General features: G+C 72.0%; 19 protein-coding genes. 6 read left to right on the forward strand and 13 right to left on the reverse strand.

Annotated elements, in window-relative coordinates:
• Positions 1 to 30: 30 nt before the first annotated feature.
• The 4 genes from ACYVGN_RS04780 to ACYVGN_RS04795 all read right to left on the reverse strand — a co-directional run bounded on the left by ACYVGN_RS04780 (position 31) and on the right by ACYVGN_RS04795 (position 3,101).
• Entirely contained in the window at positions 31 to 672 is a 642-nt protein-coding gene (locus ACYVGN_RS04780; protein WP_460789102.1) for a hypothetical protein, read from the reverse strand.
• The gene (rsmH, locus tag ACYVGN_RS04785) at positions 669 to 1,622 is read right to left on the reverse strand and encodes a 16S rRNA (cytosine(1402)-N(4))-methyltransferase RsmH (protein ID WP_460789103.1); all 954 of its coding nucleotides are present in this window, start codon (positions 1,620 to 1,622) and stop codon (positions 669 to 671) included. Before rsmH ends, ACYVGN_RS04780 begins: the two co-directional genes overlap by 4 nt.
• A gap of 119 nt (positions 1,623 to 1,741) precedes the next feature.
• Positions 1,742 to 2,173 (reverse strand): division/cell wall cluster transcriptional repressor MraZ, encoded by a 432-nt coding sequence (gene mraZ, locus ACYVGN_RS04790; RefSeq protein WP_055991719.1) that lies wholly within the window; start codon positions 2,171 to 2,173, stop codon positions 1,742 to 1,744.
• 538 nt (positions 2,174 to 2,711) lie between these two features.
• A complete protein-coding gene (locus ACYVGN_RS04795) occupies positions 2,712 to 3,101 on the reverse strand; it encodes a DUF3040 domain-containing protein (protein WP_460789105.1) in 390 nt (129 codons plus the stop codon).
• Between the two features lie 68 nt (positions 3,102 to 3,169).
• On the opposite strand from ACYVGN_RS04795, the gene ACYVGN_RS04800 reads away from it, so the two are divergent.
• Positions 3,170 to 4,267 carry a polyprenyl synthetase family protein gene (locus ACYVGN_RS04800; RefSeq protein ID WP_460789106.1) on the forward strand — a complete coding sequence of 366 codons (1,098 nt, stop codon included), beginning with the start codon at positions 3,170 to 3,172 and terminating at the stop codon, positions 4,265 to 4,267.
• Between the two features lie 14 nt (positions 4,268 to 4,281).
• Here ACYVGN_RS04800 and ACYVGN_RS04805 read toward each other — a convergent pair whose 3' ends face one another.
• Positions 4,282 to 4,593 carry an Rv2175c family DNA-binding protein gene (locus tag ACYVGN_RS04805; RefSeq protein ID WP_460789231.1) on the reverse strand — a complete coding sequence of 104 codons (312 nt, stop codon included), beginning with the start codon at positions 4,591 to 4,593 and terminating at the stop codon, positions 4,282 to 4,284.
• 251 nt (positions 4,594 to 4,844) lie between these two features.
• Between ACYVGN_RS04805 and ACYVGN_RS04810 the strand changes: the two genes are divergently transcribed.
• Positions 4,845 to 6,380, forward strand: a complete 1,536-nt coding sequence (locus ACYVGN_RS04810; protein ID WP_460789108.1) for a LysM peptidoglycan-binding domain-containing protein — start codon at positions 4,845 to 4,847, stop codon at positions 6,378 to 6,380.
• 70 nt (positions 6,381 to 6,450) lie between these two features.
• Positions 6,451 to 8,424 (forward strand): Stk1 family PASTA domain-containing Ser/Thr kinase, encoded by a 1,974-nt coding sequence (pknB, locus tag ACYVGN_RS04815; RefSeq protein ID WP_460789109.1) that lies wholly within the window; start codon positions 6,451 to 6,453, stop codon positions 8,422 to 8,424.
• A gap of 61 nt (positions 8,425 to 8,485) precedes the next feature.
• Here the strand turns inward: pknB and ACYVGN_RS04820 are convergent, their stop codons facing one another.
• Both ACYVGN_RS04820 and ACYVGN_RS04825 read right to left on the reverse strand, forming a co-directional pair.
• The gene (locus ACYVGN_RS04820) at positions 8,486 to 9,820 is read right to left on the reverse strand and encodes a class II 3-deoxy-7-phosphoheptulonate synthase (RefSeq protein WP_055991703.1); all 1,335 of its coding nucleotides are present in this window, start codon (positions 9,818 to 9,820) and stop codon (positions 8,486 to 8,488) included.
• A 43-nt stretch (positions 9,821 to 9,863) separates the two neighbouring features.
• The gene (locus tag ACYVGN_RS04825) at positions 9,864 to 10,619 is read right to left on the reverse strand and encodes a lysophospholipid acyltransferase family protein (RefSeq protein WP_460789233.1); all 756 of its coding nucleotides are present in this window, start codon (positions 10,617 to 10,619) and stop codon (positions 9,864 to 9,866) included.
• 164 nt (positions 10,620 to 10,783) lie between these two features.
• On the opposite strand from ACYVGN_RS04825, the gene ACYVGN_RS04830 reads away from it, so the two are divergent.
• Positions 10,784 to 12,610, forward strand: a complete 1,827-nt coding sequence (locus ACYVGN_RS04830) for an AMP-dependent synthetase/ligase (RefSeq protein WP_460789110.1) — start codon at positions 10,784 to 10,786, stop codon at positions 12,608 to 12,610.
• Between the two features lie 232 nt (positions 12,611 to 12,842).
• Here ACYVGN_RS04830 and ACYVGN_RS04835 read toward each other — a convergent pair whose 3' ends face one another.
• The 3 genes from ACYVGN_RS04835 to ACYVGN_RS04845 all read right to left on the reverse strand — a co-directional run bounded on the left by ACYVGN_RS04835 (position 12,843) and on the right by ACYVGN_RS04845 (position 18,894).
• Positions 12,843 to 13,334, reverse strand: a complete 492-nt coding sequence (locus tag ACYVGN_RS04835; RefSeq protein ID WP_055991697.1) for a peptide deformylase — start codon at positions 13,332 to 13,334, stop codon at positions 12,843 to 12,845.
• Positions 13,331 to 15,397, reverse strand: a complete 2,067-nt coding sequence (locus tag ACYVGN_RS04840) for a MinD/ParA family ATP-binding protein (protein WP_460789112.1) — start codon at positions 15,395 to 15,397, stop codon at positions 13,331 to 13,333. The genes ACYVGN_RS04835 and ACYVGN_RS04840 overlap by 4 nt, the downstream gene beginning before the upstream one ends.
• A gap of 89 nt (positions 15,398 to 15,486) precedes the next feature.
• Positions 15,487 to 18,894, reverse strand: coding sequence for a pyruvate carboxylase (locus ACYVGN_RS04845; protein ID WP_460789113.1), 3,408 nt, complete (start codon positions 18,892 to 18,894; stop codon positions 15,487 to 15,489).
• Between the two features lie 149 nt (positions 18,895 to 19,043).
• Here ACYVGN_RS04845 and ACYVGN_RS04850 point away from each other — a divergent pair, with 149 nt between their 5' ends.
• Positions 19,044 to 19,853 carry a ParA family protein gene (locus tag ACYVGN_RS04850; protein WP_460789115.1) on the forward strand — a complete coding sequence of 270 codons (810 nt, stop codon included), beginning with the start codon at positions 19,044 to 19,046 and terminating at the stop codon, positions 19,851 to 19,853.
• 436 nt (positions 19,854 to 20,289) lie between these two features.
• On the opposite strand, the gene ACYVGN_RS04855 is transcribed toward ACYVGN_RS04850, so the two are convergent.
• The 3 genes from ACYVGN_RS04855 to ACYVGN_RS04865 form a co-directional block, all read right to left on the reverse strand.
• A complete protein-coding gene (locus ACYVGN_RS04855) occupies positions 20,290 to 20,829 on the reverse strand; it encodes a MerR family transcriptional regulator (RefSeq protein WP_055991689.1) in 540 nt (179 codons plus the stop codon).
• 139 nt (positions 20,830 to 20,968) lie between these two features.
• Positions 20,969 to 21,670: a transcriptional regulator FtsR gene (gene ftsR, locus ACYVGN_RS04860; RefSeq protein ID WP_460789116.1), complete on the reverse strand. Its 702-nt coding sequence runs from the start codon at positions 21,668 to 21,670 to the stop codon at positions 20,969 to 20,971.
• Positions 21,670 to 22,152, reverse strand: a complete 483-nt coding sequence (locus tag ACYVGN_RS04865) for an FHA domain-containing protein (RefSeq protein ID WP_055991994.1) — start codon at positions 22,150 to 22,152, stop codon at positions 21,670 to 21,672. The genes ftsR and ACYVGN_RS04865 overlap by 1 nt, the downstream gene beginning before the upstream one ends.
• Positions 22,153 to 22,306: 154 nt before the next feature.
• Between ACYVGN_RS04865 and ACYVGN_RS04870 the strand changes: the two genes are divergently transcribed.
• Complete coding sequence (locus tag ACYVGN_RS04870) at positions 22,307 to 22,999, forward strand: copper resistance CopC family protein (protein ID WP_460789118.1); 693 nt, start codon at positions 22,307 to 22,309, stop codon at positions 22,997 to 22,999.
• Positions 23,000 to 23,004 lie beyond the last annotated feature (5 nt).

Below are 23,004 nucleotides of genomic sequence, written 5' to 3' on the forward strand. Positions count from 1 at the left end.
CGGCGCGGTGGGTCTGGGTGGATCGTATGGTCAGCGGGTGGTCGGGCTCGGGAGACCCTCCGTGAGGGGAGGCGGAAGCTCCGCTGCGGCCTTCTCGGCTGCGGCCTTCTCGGTCTCGGCCTTCTGAGCGCCCTGGTCGGCGGCCGCCGCCTTCTTCCCGGCCTCCGCCGAGCCCCCGGCGACGGGCGTCGCGACCGGCTTGCGCTCGAGCAGGGCGTTGCCGACCGCGGCGCGCTTGCCGGCATCCACGGTCGAGACGGTGCCCGCGGCCTCGCCCTCGCCCACGACCGCGCCGTCGCTCAGCCGCAGGTAGCTGGGCGAGGCGTCGATCACCATGCCGAGCGACGCGGCCTTGGACGCGAGGTGCTGCGGCGAGCTCAGGCCCGCGACCTCGTCGCGCAGCTCCTGGGCCTGCAGCGTCGCCGTGCGGCGCTCCTGGTTCAGCGCCGCGAGCTCGTACGTCGACTGGGTCGTGAGCACGGACAGTCCCATCTGGGCGACCGCGATCGCCACGGCGCCGCCGAACGCGACGACCGCGTACCCCAGCTTGGGGCGGCGGCGCGGCGCGGGCGCCGGAACGGCGTGGAGCCGGCGGCCGGGCGTGCGCTCGGGGGCCGGACGGGGCTGCGGTGCCGCCGCGCGCAGCACGGCGGCCGTGTTCGCGGCGCTCATGCCGCCTCCCTCACTCGTTCGATGGCGCGCAGCCGCACGGGCTTGGCGCGCGGGTTGCGGGCCGCCTCCTCGTCGCCGGCGAGCTCGGCGCCCTTGACGATCAGACGGAACTGCGGCGCGTGCTCCGGCAGCTCCATGGGCAGGCCCTTCGGCGCGGTCGACGCGGTCGCCTCCGCGAACAGCCGCTTCACGAAGCGGTCCTCGAGCGACTGGTACGACAGCACCACGAGACGCCCGCCGACCGACAGCGTCCGCAGCGCCGCCGGGATGGCGCGCTCGAGCGCGGCGAGCTCGCCGTTCACCTCGATGCGCAGCGCCTGGAACACGCGCTTGGCCGGGTGCCCGGCGTTCTTCAGAGCCGCCGGAGTGGCGGCCTGCAGGATGTCCACCAGCCGGCCCGAGCGCACGATGGGCGCCTCCTGTCGCGCGGAGATGATCGCGCGCGCGTAGCGCCCGGCGAGCTTCTCCTCGCCGTAGCGCTCGAAGATCCGCCGCAGGTCGCCCTCGCCGTACGTCGCGAGCACATCGGCGGCGGTGATGCCCTGGGTCGGGTCCATCCGCATGTCGAGCGGGGCGTCCTGGGCGTACGCGAAGCCGCGGTCCGCCTCGTCCAGCTGCAGGGAGGACACGCCCAGGTCGTACAGGATGCCGTCGGCGTGGTCGTACCCGGCCGACGCGAGAGCCTCGGCGATGCCGTCGTACACGGTGTGGACGAGCGTGATCCGGTCGGCGAAGGGCGCGAGCCGCTCGCCCGCGATGCGCAGCGCGGCCGGGTCGCGGTCGAGGCCGACCTGCCGGATGTGCGGGAAGCGCTCCAGGAACGCCTCCGAGTGCCCGCCCATGCCGAGCGTGCCGTCGACGTAGACCGCGCCGTCGCGCTGGAGCGCGGGGCCGAGCAGCTCGACGCAGCGCTCGAGCATGACGGGGATGTGGATGTCGCGGAGGTTCATGATGCGTCGGGGCTGGTGTCGATCCGAGGGGCTCCCCCGGCTCTGATCCCCATCCGCTCGACCTGGCGCCGGGGAAGTGCGTCAGGGCTGCGGGTGGGAGTCACAACCGGGGGTGCGTCTCAGAACAGTCCCGGGATCACCTCCTGCTCCATCTCCGAATAGCTCTCTTCGTTGCTCTCGAGGTACGCGTTCCATGCGGCCGCGTCCCAGATCTCCGCGTGCGCGCCGACGCCCGTCACGACGAGCTCCTTCTCGAGCCCGGCGTACGTGCGCAGGTGCTGCGGGATCGTGATCCGGTTCTGGCCGTCGGGGGTCTCGGCGCTCGCTCCGGACAGGAACATGCGCAGGAAGTCGCGCGCCTGCTTGTTGCTCAGGGGGGCCTGACGCACGCGCTCGTGGACCTGCTCGAACTCGGCCGTGCTGAACACGTACAGGCAGCGCTCCTGTCCGCGCGTCACGACGACGCCTCCGGCCAGCTCCTCGCGGAACTTCGCGGGGAGGATGACGCGGCCTTTGTCGTCGAGCTTGGGGGTGTGGGTACCCAACAGCATCGGCCTTCACCCCCCTTCGTCCGGCCGGTCCCGAGGATGCCCCCACTTTACTCCACTTCCCCCCACTGTCTAGAGAGGACGGCGATATTCTTCCCGGCGCGCCGCCGCATCTCCCTTGGAATTCCGCAGTGGAGCGCCGGTGGAGCACGGTGGAGGGAATTCGGCGGGTCCAGTCGCTCGACCAGCGTGGGCGGGCAGCGCCTGGCGCCGACTTCGACTCGCTTCGCTCGCTCAGTCCGTTTCGACTCCGGCGCTGGCGCGCCTCCGCTCAACGACCGGGGGGGAATGCCCGTTTCGACTGCGGCGCTGGCGCGCCTCAACAACGACCGAACCTGAAGTCCGAGATCTACCGTCGTGCGAGCGAAGCGAGCGTGCCGCGGATGCGGCCCCCGCAGCGCGAAGCGCTGCCGAACGGAGCGTCAGCGACGTTCTCGCTCGCGAAGGGCCCCCGAAGGGGCGCCCGCACGCGTGCGACCGCTTCTCAAAAAGAAAGAGCGCCGACCCGGAGGTCGGCGCTCAGGTGGAGCGAGAGGGAGGGTCAGCCGTCGCCGTTGTGACGGCGGTCCCACCGCTCGTTCATGCGGTCCATGAACGATCCGCCGCGGTTGCCGCGCGCGGCGGTGGTGCGGCCGGCGCGCGTGGTCGGGGTGCTGCCGCGGACCGGGGTGACGCCGAAGATCACGCCGCCGAGCATGGCGGCGAATCCCGCGACGCCGAGCACGAGTCCCACGGCGAGGCTCGTGCCCCACAGGGCGATACCGGCGACGATCGCGCCGAGGCCGACGAGCACGAGGATCGCGCCGACGACCAGGTTGCGGTAGCTCAGGACCGGCGCGCCCACGGGCGCGCTGACGACATCTGCATCGTTCTGCATGAGATGGCGCTCCATCTCATCCAGCAGACGCTGCTCCTGCTCGGAGAGTGGCATCGGGTCCCCCTCGGGTGGGTGTGGCTGACCATCATTCTAGTCGCCGGGCGGAGAACTAGGCTAGACCCGTGGCCGCCCCTCTCCCCCTTGTCGAAGCGATCTCCCAGCGGCTCGATAGCTTCGCGTCCGGACGCCGCGACGAGGCCCGCGAACTGGGCCCGGAAGCGGTCGATTTCACCGAGCACGCGATCGCCGCGCTGGGCGGCGGGAAGCGCCTTCGCGGGCGGTTCTGCTGGTGGGGCTGGCGCGGCGTAGCGGCTTCCGACGCGGGGTCCGGCCCCGACGGCGACGCCGTCGTGGGCGTGTGCGCGGCGCTCGAGGTGTTCCAGGCGGCCGCGCTCGTGCACGACGACCTGATCGACAACTCCGACACCCGCCGAGGCCGCCCGTCGGCGCACCGCGCGCTGGAGTCGGGTCATCGCGACGCGGGCTGGAGCGGCGACGCGGCCGCGTACGGTCGCGCGGGTTCGGTGCTGCTGGGGGACCTGCTGGTCGCGTGGAGCGACGACCTGCTCGAGGAGTCTCTCGCGCGGCTGTCGGATCCGGCCGCGGCGGCCGTGGCGCGCGGCGAGTACGCGCGCATGCGGCGGGATGTCACCGTCGGGCAGTTCCTCGACATCGCGGAGGAGTCCGCGTGGAGCACGGCCCCGGATGACGCGCACGCGGAGCGCGCGCTGCGCGTGGCGTCCTACAAGTCGGCGCGCTACAGCGTGCAGCAGCCGCTCGTGATCGGCGCCGCCCTGGCGGGCGCCGATGCCGCGCAGCGCGAGGCGCTCCGCGCGTTCGGCCATCCCCTGGGCATGGCGTTCCAACTGCGGGACGACGTGCTGGGCGTCTTCGGCGAGCCGGCCGAGACCGGCAAGCCCGCCGGCGACGATCTCCGCGAGGGGAAGCGCACGGCGCTCGTCGCCTTCGCACGCGCCGCCGCTTCGGCGGCGGACCGGGCCCGGATCGACGCGCTCCTGGGGGACCCGGCGCTGTCGGACGACGACGTCGCGGCCGTGCGCGGCGCGATCCAGAGCTCGGGCGCGCTGGACCGGGTCGAGCAGCTGATCGCCGACTTCGCCGCCGAGGCCGACGCGGCCCTCGCGGCAGCGCCGCTGGATCCCGAGGCGGCCGGCGAGCTCCGCCGGCTCGCCCGCGCGGCGACGCACCGCCGCGCCTGACGCGCGGCTCTCGCTCAGGCCAGGGTCTGGGCGACGCGGCGCACCTCGGCCTTGCGGCCGGCGCGCAGCGCCTCGATCGGCGCGACGCCGATGGAGTCCTCGGGGGTCAGCAGCCAGTCGATCGACTCGTCGTCGCTGAAGCCGACGTCGTGCAGCACGATCAGCGTGCCACGCAGCGACGAGAGGAGCCCGCCGTCGAGGAAGAACACGGCCGGGACCTTGAGCGGGCCCTCGCGTCGGGAGCCGACGATGGCCTTCTCGTCGAGCAGGCGGCGCACGCGCCCCGGCGTCTCGCCCAGGAGCTCGGCGACGTCGGGCAGCGTCAGCCACTCGGTGGCGACCCGCCCGTCCGGGTCGGGCGTGGGGCCGTTCTGATCGTGGGAGGTGTTGTCCGCGGTCACGGAGCAACTATCTCACCCCTCCGCACCAGCGGGCGCGGGTCGCCGACGAGCCAGTCACATCAGTCACATCCGTCACACGGATCCCGTACATAACACAGACCACGGCAGTTATCACAGGTTGACACGCCATCACTTCCGTGTCACGGTGTTCGGAGTCGATCCGAGGGGGACCCATCGTGCACCGTCGTCTGCCCGCGCGCGCCAGCCACGCTCGCGCCAGCCAGCCCATGCGCTCGCTCTTCACCACCGTCCCGGTGGCCATTGCGGGCTCCATCGCGCTCTCGCTGGGCGGGACGCCCGCATCCGCGGTCGAGATCAAGATGCGCGACGGCGTGCGCGAGGGCCAGTCCCCGACGGGCGCCTTCGGCCAGATCTCCGGCGCGAATGCGATCGCCGCGGCCCCGGCTCCCCGCATCGAGACGTCCGTGCGCACGGCGGCCCGCCCGGCCACCCACGTCGTGCAGCCCGGGGACACGGTCACGCGCATCGCCATCCGCGCCGGCCTCCGCACGATCGACGTGCTCACCTGGAACGGCCTGAGCTGGTCCAGCACGATCTACCCCGGCCAGGTCCTGCGCCTCACGCCGGGCGGCTCCGCCGCTCCGGCCGCCAAGCCCGCCGCGGCGAAGCCCGCCGCCGCCCCCGCCTCGTCCGGCGCGACGTACACGGTGAAGGCCGGCGACACCGTCTGGGGCATCGCGTACAACCACAAGACCACGGTCGCGGCGATCCTGCGGGCGAACGGCCTGAGCGAGTCGGCCGTGATCTACCCGGGCCAGAAGCTGAAGGTCTCGGGTTCCGCGCCCGCCGCGGCGAAGCCCGCCGCCGCCCCCGCCTCCGCCTCGAGCGGGGTGGCGACCTCGAAGCCGGTGGCCGCCTCGGGCGCCACCTACACGGTCAAGGCCGGCGACACGGTGTGGGGCATCGCCCACAACCACGGCACCACGGTCGCCGCCCTCATCAAGCTGAACGGCCTGGGCTCCTCGGCGACGATCTTCCCCGGCCAGAAGCTCAAGGTCTCGGGCTCGTCCGCGGCCCCCGCGGCCGTCCCCGTGGCCGCGACCTCCCCCGCCCCCGCCGCCGCGCCCGCGGGCGCCAAGACGCACGAGGTCAAGGCCGGCGACACGCTCTGGGCGATCGCCGCCAAGCACGGCGTGAGCGTCGCGACGATCCTCAAGGCCAACGGCCTGTCCGAGGGCGCGATCATCTACCCCGGCCAGAAGCTCAAGCTCTCGGCGCCCACGCCGAAGCCCGCCGCGGCGACCGCGGCCGCGCAGGAGGACCCGCGCATCCAGCGCTCGGCCGTCCTCGACGCCGAGCAGGCCGAGAACGCCCGCCTCATCATCGCGGTCGGCCGTCAGCTCGGCGTGCCGGACCGCGGCATCGCGATCGCGCTGGCGACCGCGATGGTCGAGTCGAACATCCGCAACCTCGACTACGGCGACCGCGACTCGCTGGGCCTGTTCCAGCAGCGCCCCAGCGCCGGATGGGGCACGCCCGCGCAGATCCTCGACCGCGAGCGCTCGACGCGCGTCTTCTACGGCGGCCCGAGCAACCCGAACAAGGGGAACACGCGCGGTCTGCTCGACATCCGCGGCTGGCAGAGCATGGAGTTCACGGACGCGGCGCAGGCCGTGCAGATCTCGGCGTTCCCGAACCGCTACGGCCAGTGGGAGACCGCCGCGTACGGCTGGCTCGCCCAGCTCGGCTGATCCGCTCTCGAGAGGCCCGTGGGGTGCGCCGTTCCCGGCTCCCCACGGGCCTCGAACGTAGAATCCAACCGTGAGCACGAGTCAGCAGGTCGATCCCCTCATCGGGCGACTTGTCGACGGCCGGTACCGGGTCCGGGCGCGCATCGCGCGCGGCGGGATGGCCACCGTGTACGTCGCGACCGACCTGCGCCTCGAGCGTCGTGTCGCGCTCAAGGTGATGCACGGGCACCTGAGCGACGACAGCGTTTTCCAGAGCCGCTTCATCCAGGAGGCGCGCTCGGCCGCGAGGCTGTCGGACCCGCACGTCGTGAACGTGTACGACCAGGGCCAGGACGGCGAGCTCGCCTACCTGGTCATGGAGTACCTCCCGGGCATCACGCTGCGCGAGCTGCTCAAGGAGCAGCGCCGGCTCACCGTGACGCAGACCATCACGATCATGGACGCCGTGCTGTCGGGCCTGGCGGCCGCGCACCGCGCGGGTCTGATCCACCGCGACGTGAAGCCCGAGAACGTGCTGCTGGCCGAGGACGGCCGCATCAAGATCGGCGACTTCGGCCTCGCGCGCGCCACGTCCGCCAACACCGCGACGGGCCAGCAGCTGCTCGGCACGATCGCGTACCTGGCCCCGGAGCTCGTCACGCGCGGCACTGCCGACGCCCGCAGCGACATCTACGCGCTGGGCATCCTGCTCTACGAGATGCTCGCGGGCGAGCAGCCGTACAAGGGCGAGCAGCCCATGCAGATCGCCTTCCAGCACGCGACCGACTCCGTGCCCCGCCCGAGCGTGAAGAACCCGGGCGTCCCGGAGCAGCTCGACGAGCTGGTGCTGTGGGCGACCGAGAAGGACCCGGATGAGCGCCCGTCCGACGCGCAGGAGATGCTCGAGCGGCTCCGCGAGATCGAGCGCGAGCTCGGCATCGCCCCGCTGACGACCCGCAGCTCCTCCCCCGCCGCGTTCGAGACGCGTGTGCTCCCCGCCGAGGGCCTGACCTCCGGGGCCACCCGGATTCTGCCCGGCGGCCTGTCCGGCACGGGCGAGGTCACGGGAGAGCTGCCCGGCACGGGCGCGGTCGACGACCACGACAACGCCGCCCGGCTGCGCCACCGCACGGAGCGGCGCCGCCGCCACGGGGGTCTGCTGGTCGCGCTCGTGCTCCTGCTCGCGGCCGCCGCGGGCGGCGCTGGCTGGTGGTTCGGCTCGGGCCCCGGTTCCCAGGTCGCGGTGCCATCGGTCGCCGGTCTCTCGTTCGCCGAGGCGGTCGCCGCCCTCGAGGAGCTCGAGCTGGAGGGCGTCGAGCGGGCCGAGCCCGCACTCGACGTGCCGGTCGGCGAGGCGATGTACACCGAGCCCGGTGCGGGCGAGCGGGTGGACAAGGGCGAGACGATCACGGTCGTGACCTCCTCCGGTCCCGCGCCCGTCGAGCTCGGCTCGTTCGAGGGCATGTCGCTCGCCGACGCGCAGCGGGTGCTGGGCGAGCAGCACATCTCGTACGACGACGCCGAGAACCTCGAGCTCTACTCCGACGCCCCGGACGACCAGGTCATCGACCTGGAGATCATCCCGGCCGGCACGGAGGAGCGCGTGCCGTGCTTCGAGGGCTGCGCGGCGCACCAGGGCGACGCCGCCGACTTCGTCGTGTCGCTCGGGCCGCTGCCCGACGTGACCGGACGCCCGATCGGCGAGGCGCAGAAGACCCTCGAGGACGCCGGGCTCACCGTGACCGTGGCCGAGGAGTACAGCGAGACCGTCGCCGCCGACACCGTCATCCGCGTCGAGCCGCGCGCGGAGGAGGGCAACTGGCGCCCCGGGGATGCGATCACGATCGTGAACTCGCTCGGGCCGCAGCTGTTCCAGATCCCGGACGTGACGGGCATGACGCGGGATGAGGCTGTGAACACGCTCGAGTCCGCCGGCTTCGACGCCGAGTACGGCGCCATCTGGAGCATCGCCCCCATGGCGACCGCGACGGGCACGGACCCGGCGGCGGGCGAATGGGTCCGCTCCGGCACCCGGGTGTACGTCCAGCTCACTCTCACCGGCTGACGACCGGAAAGCGGAACGCCCCGGATCTCGCGAGGAGATCCGGGGCGTTCCGCGTACGCGCTCAGCGCTTCTCGAGCTCCTCCGCCACGAGGAAGGCCAGCTCGAGCGACTGCATGTGGTTCAGGCGCGGGTCGCACAGCGACTCGTAGCGGGTCGCGAGCGTTGCCTCGTCGATCTGCTCGGATCCGCCCAGGCACTCCGTGACGTCGTCGCCCGTGAGCTCGACGTGGATGCCGCCCGGGTACGTCCCGACGGCGCGGTGCGCCTCGAAGAAGCCGCGGACCTCGTCCACGACGTCGTCGAAGCGGCGCGTCTTGTAGCCGGTCGGCGTCGTGATGCCGTTGCCGTGCATGGGGTCGGTGACCCACAGCGGCAGGGCGCCCGAGTCCTTGACGGCCTCGAGCAGCGGCGGCAGCGCGTCGCGGATCTTCCCGGCGCCCATGCGCGTGATGAACGTCAGGCGCCCCGGCTCGCGCTCGGGGTCGAGCTTGTCGATCAGCGCCAGCGCCGTCTCCGGCGTGGTGGTCGGGCCGAGCTTGACGCCGATGGGGTTGCGGATGCGCGAGAAGTAGTCGACGTGCGCGCCGTCGAGGTCGCGCGTGCGCTCGCCGATCCACAGGAAGTGCGCCGACGTGTTGTACGGCGTGCCGGTGCGCGAGTCGATACGCGTCAGCGGGCGCTCGTAGTCCATCAGCAGGCCCTCGTGGCCCGTGTAGAACTCGACGCGGCGCAGCTCGTCGAAGTCCGCCCCGGCGGCCTCCATGAACTTGACGGCGCGGTCGATCTCGCGCGCCAGGCCCTCGTAACGCTGGTTCGCCGGGTTCTCGGCGAAGCCCTTGTTCCACGAGTGCACCTCGCGCAGGTCGGCGAAGCCGCCCTGCGTGAACGCACGGATGAGGTTCAGCGTCGAGGCCGAGGTGTGGTACGCCTTCAGCAGCCGCTGGGGGTCAGGTGTGCGCGAGACGGCCGTGAAGTCGTACCCGTTCGCGATGTCGCCGCGGTAGGCCGGCAGGGTCACGTCGCCGCGCGTCTCGAGGTCGCTCGAGCGCGGCTTGGCGAACTGGCCCGCCATGCGGCCCATCTTGATGACCGGCATGGATGCGCCGTACGTCAGCACCACGGCCATCTGCAGCAGCGTCTTGACGCGGTTGCGGATCTTGTCGGCCGTCGCGCCCGCGAAGGTCTCGGCGCAGTCGCCGCCCTGCAGCAGGAACGACCGGCCCGCCGCGGCCTCGCCGAGGCGGTGCTTCAGGCTGTCGACCTCGCCCGCGAAGACGAGCGGCGGCTGCTGGGCGAGCTCGGCCGAGACGCGCTCGACCTCCGAATAGTCCGGCCACTCCGGCTGCTGCTTGATCGGAAGGGATCGCCAGATGTCCAGAGGGTCGGTGTTTCGCACCCCACGATGCTACCGGCGTCTCGAGGCCTCCGAGCACCGCGTGTCAGTCGGCGGGCGACGCGGCTCCGGCGGTCGGAGCCTCGGCCAGCGCCTCACCCGCGGGCGCGGCCGACCGGGCCTGCGCGGCGAGCTGGTTCTTGACCGACGACGCGTAGACGTCGCGGTACCGCTGCTGCCCCAGCCGCTGGATCGCCACCATGATCTCGTCGGTCACCGAGCGGAGGATGTAGCGGTCGTTCTCCATGCCCTCGTAGCGGCTGAAGTCGAGCGGCTCGCCGATCACGACGCCCACCCGCACGACGCGCGGGATGGTCGTGCCGATCGGCATCATCGTGTCGGTGTCGACCATGACGACCGGGACGACCGGCACCTTCGCCTCGAGGGCCATGCGGGCGATGCCCGTCCGGCCGCGGTACAGGATGCCGTCGGGGCTGCGGGTGCCCTCCGGGTAGATGCCGAGCAGGTCGCCGCGGCCGAGCACCTGCAGCGCCGTGTTGAGCGCGGCCTCCGACGCGGATCCGCCCGAGCGGTCGATCGGGATCTGGCCGGTGCCCTTCATGAACCACTTCGTCGCCCAGCCCTTGAGGCCGCGGCCCGTGAAGTACTCCGCCTTGGCCAGGAACGTCATGGGCCGCTCGATCATGAGCGGCAGGAAGATCGAGTCCGACACCGACAGGTGGTTGCTGGCGAGGATCGCCGCTCCGGTCGGCGGGATGTGCTCGGCGCCGATGATCCACGGCCGGAAGATCGCCTTCACGATCGGCCCGACGACGATGTACTTCATCAGCCAGTAGAACACCGCGAGCACATCCCTTCGAGCCGCCGCGGCCGCCCTCGCGGCGGCGCGCACTGAAGTCTAGCGGGCGGGCGCGCGGCCCCTTCGGATCGCGTCGCGCATGGGCGCGATGCTCACGCGTGAGTAGACTCGAGCCAGCCTGCCCATCCGGTACCGAAGGAGCTGCCGTGAGCGAGTTCTCGACCCCCGCGATCGTCCCCGCCGACCCCGAGGCGAACGTCGCCGACCTGCTCGTCGAGCGGGCCCGCACCACGCCCGACAAGGTGATCTTCGGGATCCCCGAGGGCGACGGCTGGCGCGACGTCACCGCGGCCGAGTTCGAGCGCCAGGTCATCGCTCTCGCGAAGGGCTTCGTCGCGGCCGGCGTGCAGCCGGGAGACAAGATCGGCTTCCTCGCCAAGACCACGTACGACTGGACGCTCGTCGACTTCGCGCTGTTCTACGCGGGCGCCGTCATGGTCCCGGTCTACGAGACCAGCTCGCCCGCGCAGGTGCAGTGGATCCTGTCCGACTCGGGCGCGGTGGGCCTGATCGTCGAGACGGCCGCGCACCACGACACGTTCCAGCAGGTCAAGGCGGAGCTGCCGCTCGTCGGGTCGGTATGGCGCATGGACGAGGGCATGATCGCCGACCTGAGCGCGCGCGGTGCCGACGTGCCCGACGCGGAGATCGAGCGCCGCCGCAGCCTGGCGAAGGGCTCCGACATCGCGACGCTGATCTACACGTCCGGTTCGACCGGCCGCCCGAAGGGGTGCGTGCTCACGCACAGCAACTTCGTCGAGACGGCCCGCAACGCGGCCGAGGCGCTGAGCGAGGTCGTCCACCAGCCGGGCGCCTCCACCGTCCTGTTCATCACGACCGCGCACGTGTTCGCCCGGTTCATGTCGGTCCTCTACATCCACGCCGGCGTCAAGACCGGCCACGAGCCCAACACCAAGAACCTCGTCAAGACGCTCGGATCCTTCCAGCCGACGCTCCTGCTCGCGGTCCCCCGCGTGTTCGAGAAGGTCTACAACTCGGCCGAGCAGAAGTCCGAGGCCGGCGGCAAGGGGAAGATCTTCCGTGCGGCTGCCGCGACCGCCGTGGAGCACTCGCGTCGCCTGCAGGACGGCGAGCGGATCGGCCTGGGCCTGAAGGTCAAGTTCGCGCTGTTCGACAAGCTCGTCTACTCCAAGCTGCGCGCGCTCATGGGCGGCCGGGTCACGTACGCCGTCTCGGGCTCCGCTCCCCTGGGCCCGCGCCTGGGCCACTTCTACCACAGCCTCGGGATCACGATCCTGGAGGGCTACGGCCTCACCGAGACCACGGCTCCCGCGACGGTCAACCTGCCGGGCCTCAGCAAGGTCGGCACGGTCGGCCCCGCGCTTCCCGGCGTGGCGGTGCGCGCGGCCGAGGACGGCGAGATCCAGGTCAAGGGCGTCAACGTGTTCAAGGAGTACTGGAAGAACCCCGAGGCCACCGCCGAGGCGTTCGACGGCGAGTGGTTCCGCACGGGCGACATCGGGTCGTTCGACGCCGACGGGTACCTCACGATCACGGGCCGCAAGAAGGAGATCATCGTCACGGCCGGCGGCAAGAACGTCGCCCCCGCCGCGCTCGAGGACCCCATCCGCGCGAACCCGATCGTCGCCCAGGTGGTCGTGGTCGGCGACCAGAAGCCCTTCATCTCGGCGCTCGTGACGCTCGACCCCGAGATGCTTCCGGCCTGGCTGGCCACGCACGGCGAGAGCTCCGACCTGACGCTGGAGCAGGCCGCGCAGAACCCGACCGTCCGGGCCGAGGTGCAGCGGGCGATCGACGAGGCCAACACGAAGGTGTCGCGCGCCGAGTCGATCCGCAAGTTCGCCATCCTCGGGACCGAGTGGACCGAGGCCACCGGCCACCTGACGCCCAAGATGTCGATCAAGCGCGCCGAGATCATGAAGGACTTCGCCCGCGAGATCGAGGACCTCTACACGACCCCGACGTCGACCAGCAACGTCTCCCTCGGTTGAGATTCTTTATTTCCCGCTTCGCGGGGTAGTGCATGGTGCGTGCGCGATCGCTCGCCCGGCGCTGGCGCGCCGGGACTCTCGATCGCGGGCTGTCGCTGGCGCTCCATCCCGGGCGGGAAGATCGCGTTCTCGAGGTGGTCGGCAGTCGCTTCGCTCCACGCTCGCTTCGCTCGCACAGGGGAACAGGTGATCCCCCTCCCGAACTGAGCGGGGGATCACCGAACAGAGAAAATCAAAACCAGTCGGACTCGCGGACGGCTTTCATGGCCTTGGCGCGCTCCTCCTTGGTGAGGCGCTGCAGGTAGACGACGCCGTCGAGGTGGTCGGTCTCGTGCTGGAGCATCTGGGCCATCAGCCCCTCGCCCTCGAGAACGACGGGGCGGCCGTCGAGGTCGATGCCCTCGGCGCGCGCGTAGGGATGGCGCAGCGCGTCGTGCCACAGGCCGGGCACCGACAGGCACCCCTCCCCCGTGGGCTCCGGCTCGCCGCGGACCTCGACCAGGCGCGGGTTCAGGATGTAGCCGATGTCGCCGTCGATGTTGTAGCTGAAGGCGCGCAGGGCGACGCCGATCTGGGGTGCCGCGACGCCGGCGCGGCCGGGCAGCGCCACCGAGTCCAGCAGGTCCTGGACGAGCGCGCGCACGCCCTCGTCGATCGTCTCGATCTCGGCGCACGGCGTGCGCAGCACGGGGTCGCCGTACAGGCGGATCTCGCGCGCGGTCACGCCGTGCGACCCTCGGCGCGCAGGCCGTCGATCACGCGGGCGGCGAGCTCGCGCGCGGCCTGCCGGGTCTCCGGCTGGAGCTCGCGGTAGACGATCGCGCTACCGGTGGCCAGCGCGGGGTCGTACGGCAGGTGCACGACCGTGCGCACGCGGCTGCCGAAGTGCACCTCGAGCTCGCTCAGGCGCACCATCGGCGCACCGGCGGACTGCTGGTTGAGCACCACGATGCTGTTGCGCGCGAGGTCCTCGTAGCCGTTCGACTCGAGCCAGGTCAGGGTCTCGGATGCCAGGCGCACCTCGTCGAGGCTCAGGCCCGTCACGATCACCAGCTGATCCGCGTGCTTCAGCGTGGCGCCCATGACGGAGTGGATGATACCGGTGCCGGTGTCGGTCAGCACGAGCGAGTAGAAGTGCTCGGCCACGTCGGCGACCGTGCGGTAGTCCTCCTCGCCGAAGGCCTGCGAGATGCGCGGGTCGGTGTCCGACGCCAGCACGTCGAGGCGCGTCTCGTCGCGCGCGACGAAGCGGGACATGTCGCTGAAGCCCCGGATGTCGCCGGCCGTGTGGACCAGGTCGCGCACGGTCTTGTCGACGCGCTTGCCGATGCGGTCGGCGAGGGTGCCGCGGTCGGGGTTGGCGTCGATCGCGATCACGCGGTCCTCGCGCCCGTCGGCCAGCGCCATGCCGAGCAGCGTCGTGACGGTGGTCTTGCCCACGCCGCCCTTGCGGCTGAGCACCGGCACGAACCGCGTCTCCCCGGCCAGCGGGGCCGCGACACGCGCCTCCAGCGCCTTGCGCGCACGCGCCTTGCGGCTGTCGCCGAGGTTCACGCGGCCGCCGGTGAGGCCGTACACGAGCTCGCTCCACACGCCCTCCGGCGCCGCCTTCGGAGCGCGCTGCGGGTTGAGCACGCGGTCGGGCGTGAGCAGATCGCTGGACTCGCGATCCGCGTTCCTGCCGAGATCCTCCAGGCGTCGCGCGGTCATCTCGAGTGCTCCTGTCGTCTGCGTCTTCGTGAGGGGCGCCGGCTCGAGGCTCGTGGACGCGGCGCGCGCTGCGGCCGTCTCCTCCGCCCATAGCCGGGCGAACGTCTGGGGGCGCTGCGCGGGCGTCGCCGCCGGCGCGGGTTCCTCGGCGAGCGGCGCCTCGGGCGTCACGTCGTCTGCGTCCTCCGCGCCGTGCGCGTCCTCCGCGTGGTCCGAGTCCTCCGCCTCGTCCGCGTCCTCGGCGTCGTCGGGCTCGTCCTCGTCGTCGAACAGGTGCGCGAACGCGTCCTCCCCCTCTTCCGGGGATTCGTCGTCGTCGGAGCCCTCGGCCTCGGCGGGATCGGGCACCGCGTGCGCGGCGGCGTGCTCCGCCGCGAGCGCGGCCGCGGCGGCACGCCAGGCGTCGACCTGGGCCGCGACGGCGTCCGGCTCCTCCGGGATCTCGTCGGCGTCTGCGGCCGCCTCGATCCCCTCGGCGTCTTCGGGCTCGCTCTCCTCGAGCTCGTCCTGGGCCCCGTTCTCGGGCTCTTCGGACTCCGGCTCGTCGAAGCCCGAGGCCTCGGCCTCGAGCTCCTCGGCCTCGAACTCCTCGGCGTCGGACTCCTCGGACTCGGACTCCTCCGACTCGGGCTGCTCGGATTCGGACGCGCCGGACTCGGCGTCCTCGGTCCGATCGACGCCGTCCTCGGGCTCATCTGCGGCATCCGCGGCATCCGACACGACGACCACGTCGATCACCTCGTCCTCGGCGTCGCCGGGCTCCTCGATGATCTCGCCCGTGAGGGTCGTCTCGTCCCCCGCGGTCTCCGCGGCCTCGGCAGCGGCCTCGATCTCGTCGACCTCGTCGGCGGGCAGCTCGATCACGATGCCCCCGCTGCGCAGATCGCCGGGCTCGATCTCGTCGTCGACGATCTCGTCGTCGGGCTCCTCGAGCACCTGAGGCAGCACGACGCGCACCTGGGCCGTCTGCGGGCTCAGGATGCCGATCGCGGTGGTGTCGAGGCCGGCGGCGGCGAGGACGCCGTGGTCCTCGCCGTCCGCCTCGAGGTCATCGGGATCGGTCGTGATCTTCTTCACCACTGCGGCTTCACTCCAACGGGGTGCTGTCCCCACACGGGCGAGCCCCTCCCGCCCCGGCGCCCGGGCGAGGCCGGGCGCCCCCCAGATTACTGTCCGGTGGCGATGACGACCAAAAGGTCGCCGCCGTCCACCTGCTGGGTGGGGCCGACCGCGAGCCGCTCGACGATTCCGCCGTGCGTGGTGGTGATCGCCGCCTCCATCTTCATGGCCTCGATCGACGCGACCGCCTGGCCGGCCTCGACGCGGTCGCCGACCGCCACCTTGAGGGTGACCACGCCGGAGAACGGCGCGGCGACCTGGCCGGGCTTGGACGTGTCCGCCTTCTCGGCGGCGTGCGTCTCGACCTCGATGCTTCGGTCGCGCGCGGCGACGGGTCGCAGCTGGCCGTTGAGCGTCGTCATGACCGAGCGGTAGCCCTTGTCGTCCGGCTCGCCGATCGCCTCGAGGCCGACGAACAGCTGCACGCCGCGCTCGATCTCGACGACGTGCTCGCCGCCCTGCTCGAGCCCGTACAGGTAGTCAGCGGTGTCGAGCACCGAGAGGTCGCCGTACGTCTCGCGCGCGGTCTCGAACGCCTTGGTCGGCTGCGGGAACAGCAGACGGTTCAGCGTCGAGCGGCGCTGCGCCGACTCGCCCTCGAGGGCCTCGGCGTCGGCCGGCTCCAGCGGCGTGATGCTCGGCTTGATGTCGCGGCCCGCAAGCACCTTCGAGCGGAAGGGCTCGGGCCATCCGCCGGGCAGGTCGCCCAGCTCGCCCGCCATGAACGCCACGACGGAGTCCGGCACGTCGTACTTGTGCGGGTTCTGCTCGAAGTCGGCGGGGTCGGCCTTGACGGCGGCGAGGTGCAGCGCGAGGTCGCCCACGACCTTCGACGAGGGCGTGACCTTCGGCACGCGCCCGAGGATGTCGTTGGCGGCCGCGTACATGTCCTCGATCAGCTCGAAGTCGTCGGCGAGGCCCAGTGCGATCGCCTGCTGGCGCAGGTTCGAGAGCTGGCCGCCCGGGATCTCGTGCTTGTACACGCGGCCCGTGGGCCCGGCCAGGCCCGACTCGAACGGCTTGTACAGGTGGCGCACGGCCTCCCAGTACGGCTCGAGGTCGGAGACCGCCTGCAGGTCGATGCCCGTGTCGCGCTCGGTGTGCGCGAGCGCGGCGACCAGGGCCGACAGCGACGGCTGGCTCGTGGTGCCGGCCATGGGGGCGGCGGCCGCGTCGACCGCGTCGGCGCCCGCGGCGCTGGCCGCGAGCAGGGTGGCGAGCTGGCCGCCCGGGGTGTCGTGCGTGTGCACGTGGACGGGCAGATCGAAGCGCTCGCGGAACGCCGAGACGAGCTTGGCGGCCGCGGCCGGGCGCAGCAGGCCGGCCATGTCCTTGATGGCCAGGATGTGCGCGCCGGCGTCGACGATCTGCTCCGCGAGGCGCAGGTAGTAGTCGAGCGTGTACAGGGTCTCGCCGGGGTTCAGCAGGTCGCCGGTGTAGCAGACCGCGACCTCCGCGACCGAGGTGCCGGTCGCGCGCACCGCGTCGATCGCCGGGCGCATCTGCGAGACGTCGTTGAGCGCGTCGAAGATGCGGAAGATGTCGATGCCGCTCGCCGCCGCCTCGCGCACGAACGCGTCCGTCACCTCCGTCGGGTACGGCGTGTAGCCGACCGTGTTGCGGCCGCGCAGGAGCATCTGGATCGCGACGTTCGGCAGGGCCTCGCGCAGCTTGTCGAGGCGCTCCCACGGGTCCTCGGCGAGGAAGCGCAGCGCGACGTCGTACGTGGCGCCACCCCAGGCCTCGACCGACAGCAGCTGCGGCGTGAGGCGGGCGACGTGGGGCGCGACCGCCACGAGGTCCCTGGTGCGCACGCGGGTCGCGAGGAGCGACTGGTGCGCGTCGCGGAACGTCGTCTCGGTGACGGCCAGGGCGGTCTGCTCGCGCAGCGCGCGGGCGAAGCCCTCGGGGCCGAGCTCCTGCAGGCGCTGGCGCGATCCGGCGGGCGCCGGGGTCGCCAGGTCGATCGCGGGCAGCTTGACCGCGGGCGCGATGCCGAGCGGGTTCTCACCGTTGGGCTTGTTGACGGTGACGTCGACGAGCCAGTTCAGGACCTTCGATCCGCGGTCCTTCGACACGCGGCCCGCGAGCAGCTCGGGACGCTCGTCGATGAACGACGTCGAGACGTCGCCCTTCACGAACTGCGGGTCGTCGAGGACGGCCTGCAGGAACGGGATGTTGGTCGCGACGCCGCGGATGCGGAACTCGGCCAGGGCGCGACGGGCGCGCGCGACGGCAGCGCCGAAGTCGCGGCCGCGGCACGTGAGCTTGGCGAGCATCGAGTCGAAGTGCGGGCTCACCTGCGCGCCGGCGGCCGTGGTGCCGCCGTCGAGGCGGATGCCCGCGCCGCCCGGCGAGCGGTAGGTCGTGATCTTGCCCGTGTCGGGGCGGAAGCCCTGCGCCGGGTCCTCGGTCGTGATGCGGCACTGCAGGGCCGCGCCGCGCAGGTGGATCGACTCCTGCTCGAGCCCGAGGTCGGCGAGCGTCTCGCCCGCGGCGATCCGCATCTGCGACTGCACGAGGTCGACGTCCGTGACCTCCTCGGTCACGGTGTGCTCGACCTGGATGCGCGGGTTCATCTCGATGAACACGACCTCGCCGGCGCGCTCGCCCGCGGTCTCGAGGAGGAACTCGACGGTGCCGGCGTTCTCGTAGCCGATCGACTTCGCGAAGGCCACGGCGTAGCGGTGCAGGTCGGCGCGGATGGAGTCGTCGAGGTTCGGCGCCGGGGCGATCTCGATGACCTTCTGGTGGCGGCGCTGCAGCGAGCAGTCGCGCTCGAACAGGTGCACCGTGGCGCCCGACTTGTCGGCGAGGATCTGCACCTCGATGTGGCGCGGGCGCACGACGGCCTGCTCCAGGAACATCCGCGGGTCGCCGAACGCGCTGTTCGCCTCGCGCATGGCCTCGGCCAGCGCGGGCGCCAGCTCGGCCTTGGTCTCGACGCGGCGCATGCCGCGGCCGCCGCCGCCGGCGACCGCCTTCGCGAACAGCGGGAAGCCGATCTCGTCCGACTGCGCCACGAGCGTGTCGACGTCGTCCGACGCCTCGGTGGAGCGCAGCACGGGAACGCCGGCCTTGATGGCGTGCTCCTTGGCCGTGACCTTGTTGCCGGCCATCTCGAGCACCGTCGAGGACGGGCCGATGAACGTGATGCCGGCCGCGGCGGCCTTGGCGGCGAGGTCGGGGTTCTCCGAGAGGAAGCCGTATCCGGGGTAGATGGCGTCGGCGCCCGACTCGACGGCGACGCGCACGATCTCGTCGACATCCAGGTAGGCGCGGACCGGGTGGCCCTCCTCGCCGATCCGGTACGCCTCGTCGGCCTTCAGGCGGTGCAGGGAGTTGCGGTCTTCGTACGGGTAGACCGCGACGGTCCGCGCTCCCAGCTCATAGGCGGCCCGGAAAGCCCGGATCGCGATCTCACCACGGTTCGCCACGAGGATCTTGCTGAACATGCGGGCCCTTCTGCTGTCCCGGCGGGTGGGGATGCGCCGGGGCGGACAAGAGTCATCTGACGGGGAGGGCCGTACGCCGTCCCCGCGCGGTCCGCGACCCTGGGTCGCAGACGTGGTTCTCAGCATAGGGCGTTGTAACGTTGGGGATTGTGCACGTACTCAGCGTCAGTTCCCTCAAGGGAGGCGTGGGCAAGACGACCGTGACTCTCGGTCTCGCGTCCGCCGCCTTCGCACGCTCGCTGCGCACGCTGGTGGTCGATCTCGATCCCCAGGCGGACGTCTCGACGGGCCTGGATGTGCAGATCGCGGGACGCCTGAACGTCTCGGACGTGCTCACCAGCCCCAAGGAGAAGATCGTCCGTCAGGCGATCACGTCGAGCGGCTGGACGCGCGTGCACGACGGCACGATCGACGTCATGCTCGGCAGCCCGTCGGCCATCAACTTCGACGGCCCCCACCCCACGGTGGCGGACGTCTGGAAGCTCGAGGAGGCCCTCGCCTCGATCGAGTCGGAGTACGACCTCGTCCTGATCGACTGCCCGCCGTCGCTCAACGCCCTCACGCGCACGGCGTGGGCGGCCAGCGACCGCGTCATGGTCGTCACGGAGCCCGGCCTGTTCTCGGTCGCGGCCGCGGACCGCGCGCTGCGCGCGATCGAGGAGATCCGCCGCGGCCTCTCCCCCCGCCTGCAGCCGCTCGGCATCGTCGTGAACCGGGTCCGCCCGCAGTCGGTCGAGCACCAGTTCCGCATCAAGGAGCTGCGCGACATGTTCGGCCCGCTCGTGCTCGAGCCGCAGCTGCCGGAGCGCACGTCGCTGCAGCAGGCGCAGGGCGCCGCGAAGCCCCTGCACGTGTGGCCCGGCGAGTCCGCCCAAGAGCTGGCCGCCGACTTCGACGCGCTCCTCGACCGCATCATGCGCGCGGGCCGCATCGAGGACCCCCAGGACAGCACTTCTTAAACCAGAGGAAGCTCCCACTCGTCGGGCCCCCGCTTCGCGGATGCCGCTCCTCGAGGGATGGACGTCGCTCCGCTCCACGCTCGCTTCGCTCGCACGATGCTCGCTGATCGCGTGGTCGTCGAGCCGAGGCGAGGAACGAGCCGGAGTCAGAACGTGGCCGGACCAACCCGGCCGGCCGGGTCGCTTCGACCCGTTTCGACTCCTCGCTAGCGCTCGTCGCTCAACGACCACAGGGGTGGCGCCGACCTCGACTCGCTTCGCTCCGCTCAACGACCGACAGCAACCCCGGACATCTAAAGGCGTGCGAGCGAAGCGAGCGTGCCGCGGAGCGGCCAATCGCAGCGCGAAGCGCTGCCGAACGGAGCGTCAGCGACGTTCTCGCTCGCGAGTGTCCGGCGCGGAGCGTCGGCGCGAGCGTGCGGGACGCTCCTGGAAATCAAGCCGTTCGCTTCGCGCGGCGCGCGGCGAGCTCGTCGACCGGGTCGGGGGTCGTGGCCTCGAAGTCGACGAGCGTGGCCTCGACCTCATGCAGCACCTTGCCGACCGCGATGCCGAACACGCCCTGGCCGCGGCTGACGAGGTCGATGACCTCGTCGTTCGAGGTGCACAGGTAGACCGAGGCGCCGTCGCTCATCAGCGTGGTTCCCGCGAGGTCGCGGATGCCGGCGGCGCGGAGCTGCTCGACCGCGGTGCGGATCTGCTGGAGGGAGATGCCCGTGTCGAGCAGGCGCTTGACGAGCTTGAGGACCAGGATGTCGCGGAAGCCGTAGAGGCGCTGCGAGCCCGAGCCGGTGGCGTTGCGCACCGTGGGCTCGACGAGCTCCGTGCGCGCCCAGTAGTCGAGCTGGCGGTAGGTGATGCCGGCGGCGCGGGCGGCGACCGCGCCGCGGTAGCCCTGCTCGGGGTCGAGGTCGGGAAGACCGTCCGTGAAGAGGAGATCGGTCATGCCGCGATCCGGGTGATCGTCAGCGCTCATCAGGTCCTCCTCGTTTCGATGACAGTTCCACGGTATGGGAGGCCCGGGGCACCGGCAATGACATCCGTGCGATGCCGGGGGCGTGTCGCGCGGCCGTTACACAAGGGTGACCTTCAACCTGAGCTTCAACCGCTCGCCGCTAGCCCAGCAGGCGGCCCAGGGCGTCCTTGACCAACAGCGAGCGCACCTCGTCGAGGCGCGCGGCGAGCTCGGGGGCGAGCTCGCTGGCCTTGGCGCGGGATGCCGCGTCGGTGCGCCGCAGGAGGGCCGACAGCGCCGACTCGACCAGCGCGACCTCGCGCTCCGCGCTCTGGCGCATGCCGCGCACGTGCCGCGGCTCGATGCCGTGGCGGTCGAGCGCCACCAGCGCGCGCAGCAGCGCGAGCGCCTGGTCGTCGTAGCTGTCGGCGGCCTTCAGCAGCCCGGTGCTGACCGCGTCGTTGAGCAGCTGCGGCGAGGCGCCCGCTGCCGAGAGCAGCTCCTGGCGGGTGCGCCGGCGGACCGCGGGGTGGATCGACGGCGGCGGCACCTGAGGCGTGGCGGGCGAGCGCCCCGCGTCGACGTCGTCCAGGTACTCGCGGATCACCATCAGCGGCAGGTAGTGGTCGCGCTGCAGGGTGAGCGCGAGCCGCAGCCGGTCGAGGTCCGCGGGCGAGAACTTGCGGTAGCCCGAGGCGGTGCGCTGCGGCGTGACGATGCCCTGCACCTCGAGGAAGCGCAGCTTGCTGGAGGTGAGGGCGGGGAACTCGGGCGTCAGCTTGGCCAGCACCTGGCCGATGCTCAGAAGGCCCGCGGGCGCCTTCCGTGCGGAAGCCGGCTCGCGGGCGGCGGCAGCCGCCATCAGGCGCCCTGCCCCGTTCCGTCCTCGCCGACGAGGTCCAGGGGCGAGGCGAAGAAGTTGAGGCGGAACTTGCCGATGCGCACCTCGGCGCCGTTGCGCAGCTCCGCACGGTCGACGCGCTCGCCGTTGACGTACGTGCCGTTCAGCGAACGCTGGTCGACGATCTCGAACGACGTGCGGTGGCGCGTGATCTCGGCGTGACGGCGCGACACCGTGACGTCGTCGAGGAAGATGTCGGCCTCGGGGTGGCGGCCCGCCGTCGTGACGTCCGTGTCGAGCAGGTAGCGCGCGCCCGCCGTGGGGCCCGAGCGCACCAGCAGCAGGGCCGAGCCCGAGGGCAGCGCCGCGATCGCGTCGCGCTCCGTGGCGTTCAGCTCCCCGTGGAAAGGCACGAAGGACAGGTCGGAGTCGTGCCCGAACGTCTGCGTGGAGTCGCCCGAGCCGTCGTAGCCGTACCGCGAGCTGTCGCTGTCGCGATGGATCGGCGAGCCGGCGTCCTCGTTGAATGACACGTCATCCCCTCCTTTCGGATCAGCCTAACGGATCGACAGGGCCCGTTCGAATGACCAGATCTCCCAAGTCTCCCGGATGTCTCTCGCGAGCCGGCGCTCAGGATGACGCGGGTACCGTGACGGCATGCCCTCCGCATCGCATCACGTCCGTCGTCTCTCCTGCACCGCGACTGCGATCGCGGTCGCTCTTCTCAGCTCCCTCTCCTTCGCGTCCCCCGCGGCCGCGCACGGTGGGCTCATCGCCACGAATCCTGCCGATGGGTCGACGATCGCGGAGCTGCCCGACGTGGTGAGCCTCGAGTTCTCGGAGGCCATGCAGGTGGGCACGGCCCAGATCGATGTCGTCGCTCCTTCCGGCACGATCCTCTCCGAAGGTGACGCGGTGGTCGAGGGGGCGATCATCCGGCAGGAGGTGTCCGAGCCCGCCGAGCCCGGCCTGTACACGGTGAACTGGCGAGCGGCAGGCGTCGACGGACACGTACCGGACGGCACCTTCACGTTCACGGTCGAGAGCGCATCGGCGACCGAGCCGAGCGACCCGGCCGCCGTGCCGCCGGCGGACGGCGAGGGCGAGACGGCCCAGCCCTCCAAGAAGCCCGTCACGACCCCCGCTCCGACCGACCTCGAGCAGGAGGAGACGCCCGTCCCCGCCGACGAGGACCGCGGCTTCGGCGACGTCCTGCCGTGGATCCTGCTCGGCGCGAGCGCGGCCGCGATCGGCGGCGCGCTGATCGCTCTGCTCGTGTCCCGCACGCGGCGCGATCCCGGCGGTCCGGGGGCCGGCGACGGCGGCTCGGGCACCCCCTCCGGGCGATAGGCTGA

Source organism: Microbacterium lacusdiani, assembly GCF_054779895.1.

What these genes read in the sequence shown, in the direction of transcription:
- ACYVGN_RS04780 (WP_460789102.1), bottom strand. Translation starts at nt 672, where the DNA reads ATGAGCGCCGCGAACACGGCCGCCGTGCTGCGCGCGGCGGCACCGCAG.
- rsmH (WP_460789103.1), bottom strand. Translation starts at nt 1,622, where the DNA reads ATGAACCTCCGCGACATCCACATCCCCGTCATGCTCGAGCGCTGCGTC.
- mraZ (WP_055991719.1), bottom strand. Translation starts at nt 2,173, where the DNA reads ATGCTGTTGGGTACCCACACCCCCAAGCTCGACGACAAAGGCCGCGTC.
- ACYVGN_RS04795 (WP_460789105.1), bottom strand. Translation starts at nt 3,101, where the DNA reads ATGCCACTCTCCGAGCAGGAGCAGCGTCTGCTGGATGAGATGGAGCGC.
- ACYVGN_RS04845 (WP_460789113.1), bottom strand. Translation starts at nt 18,894, where the DNA reads ATGTTCAGCAAGATCCTCGTGGCGAACCGTGGTGAGATCGCGATCCGG.
- ACYVGN_RS04855 (WP_055991689.1), bottom strand. Translation starts at nt 20,829, where the DNA reads ATGAGCGCTGACGATCACCCGGATCGCGGCATGACCGATCTCCTCTTC.
- ftsR (WP_460789116.1), bottom strand. Translation starts at nt 21,670, where the DNA reads ATGGCGGCTGCCGCCGCCCGCGAGCCGGCTTCCGCACGGAAGGCGCCC.
- ACYVGN_RS04870 (WP_460789118.1), top strand. Translation starts at nt 22,307, where the DNA reads ATGCCCTCCGCATCGCATCACGTCCGTCGTCTCTCCTGCACCGCGACT.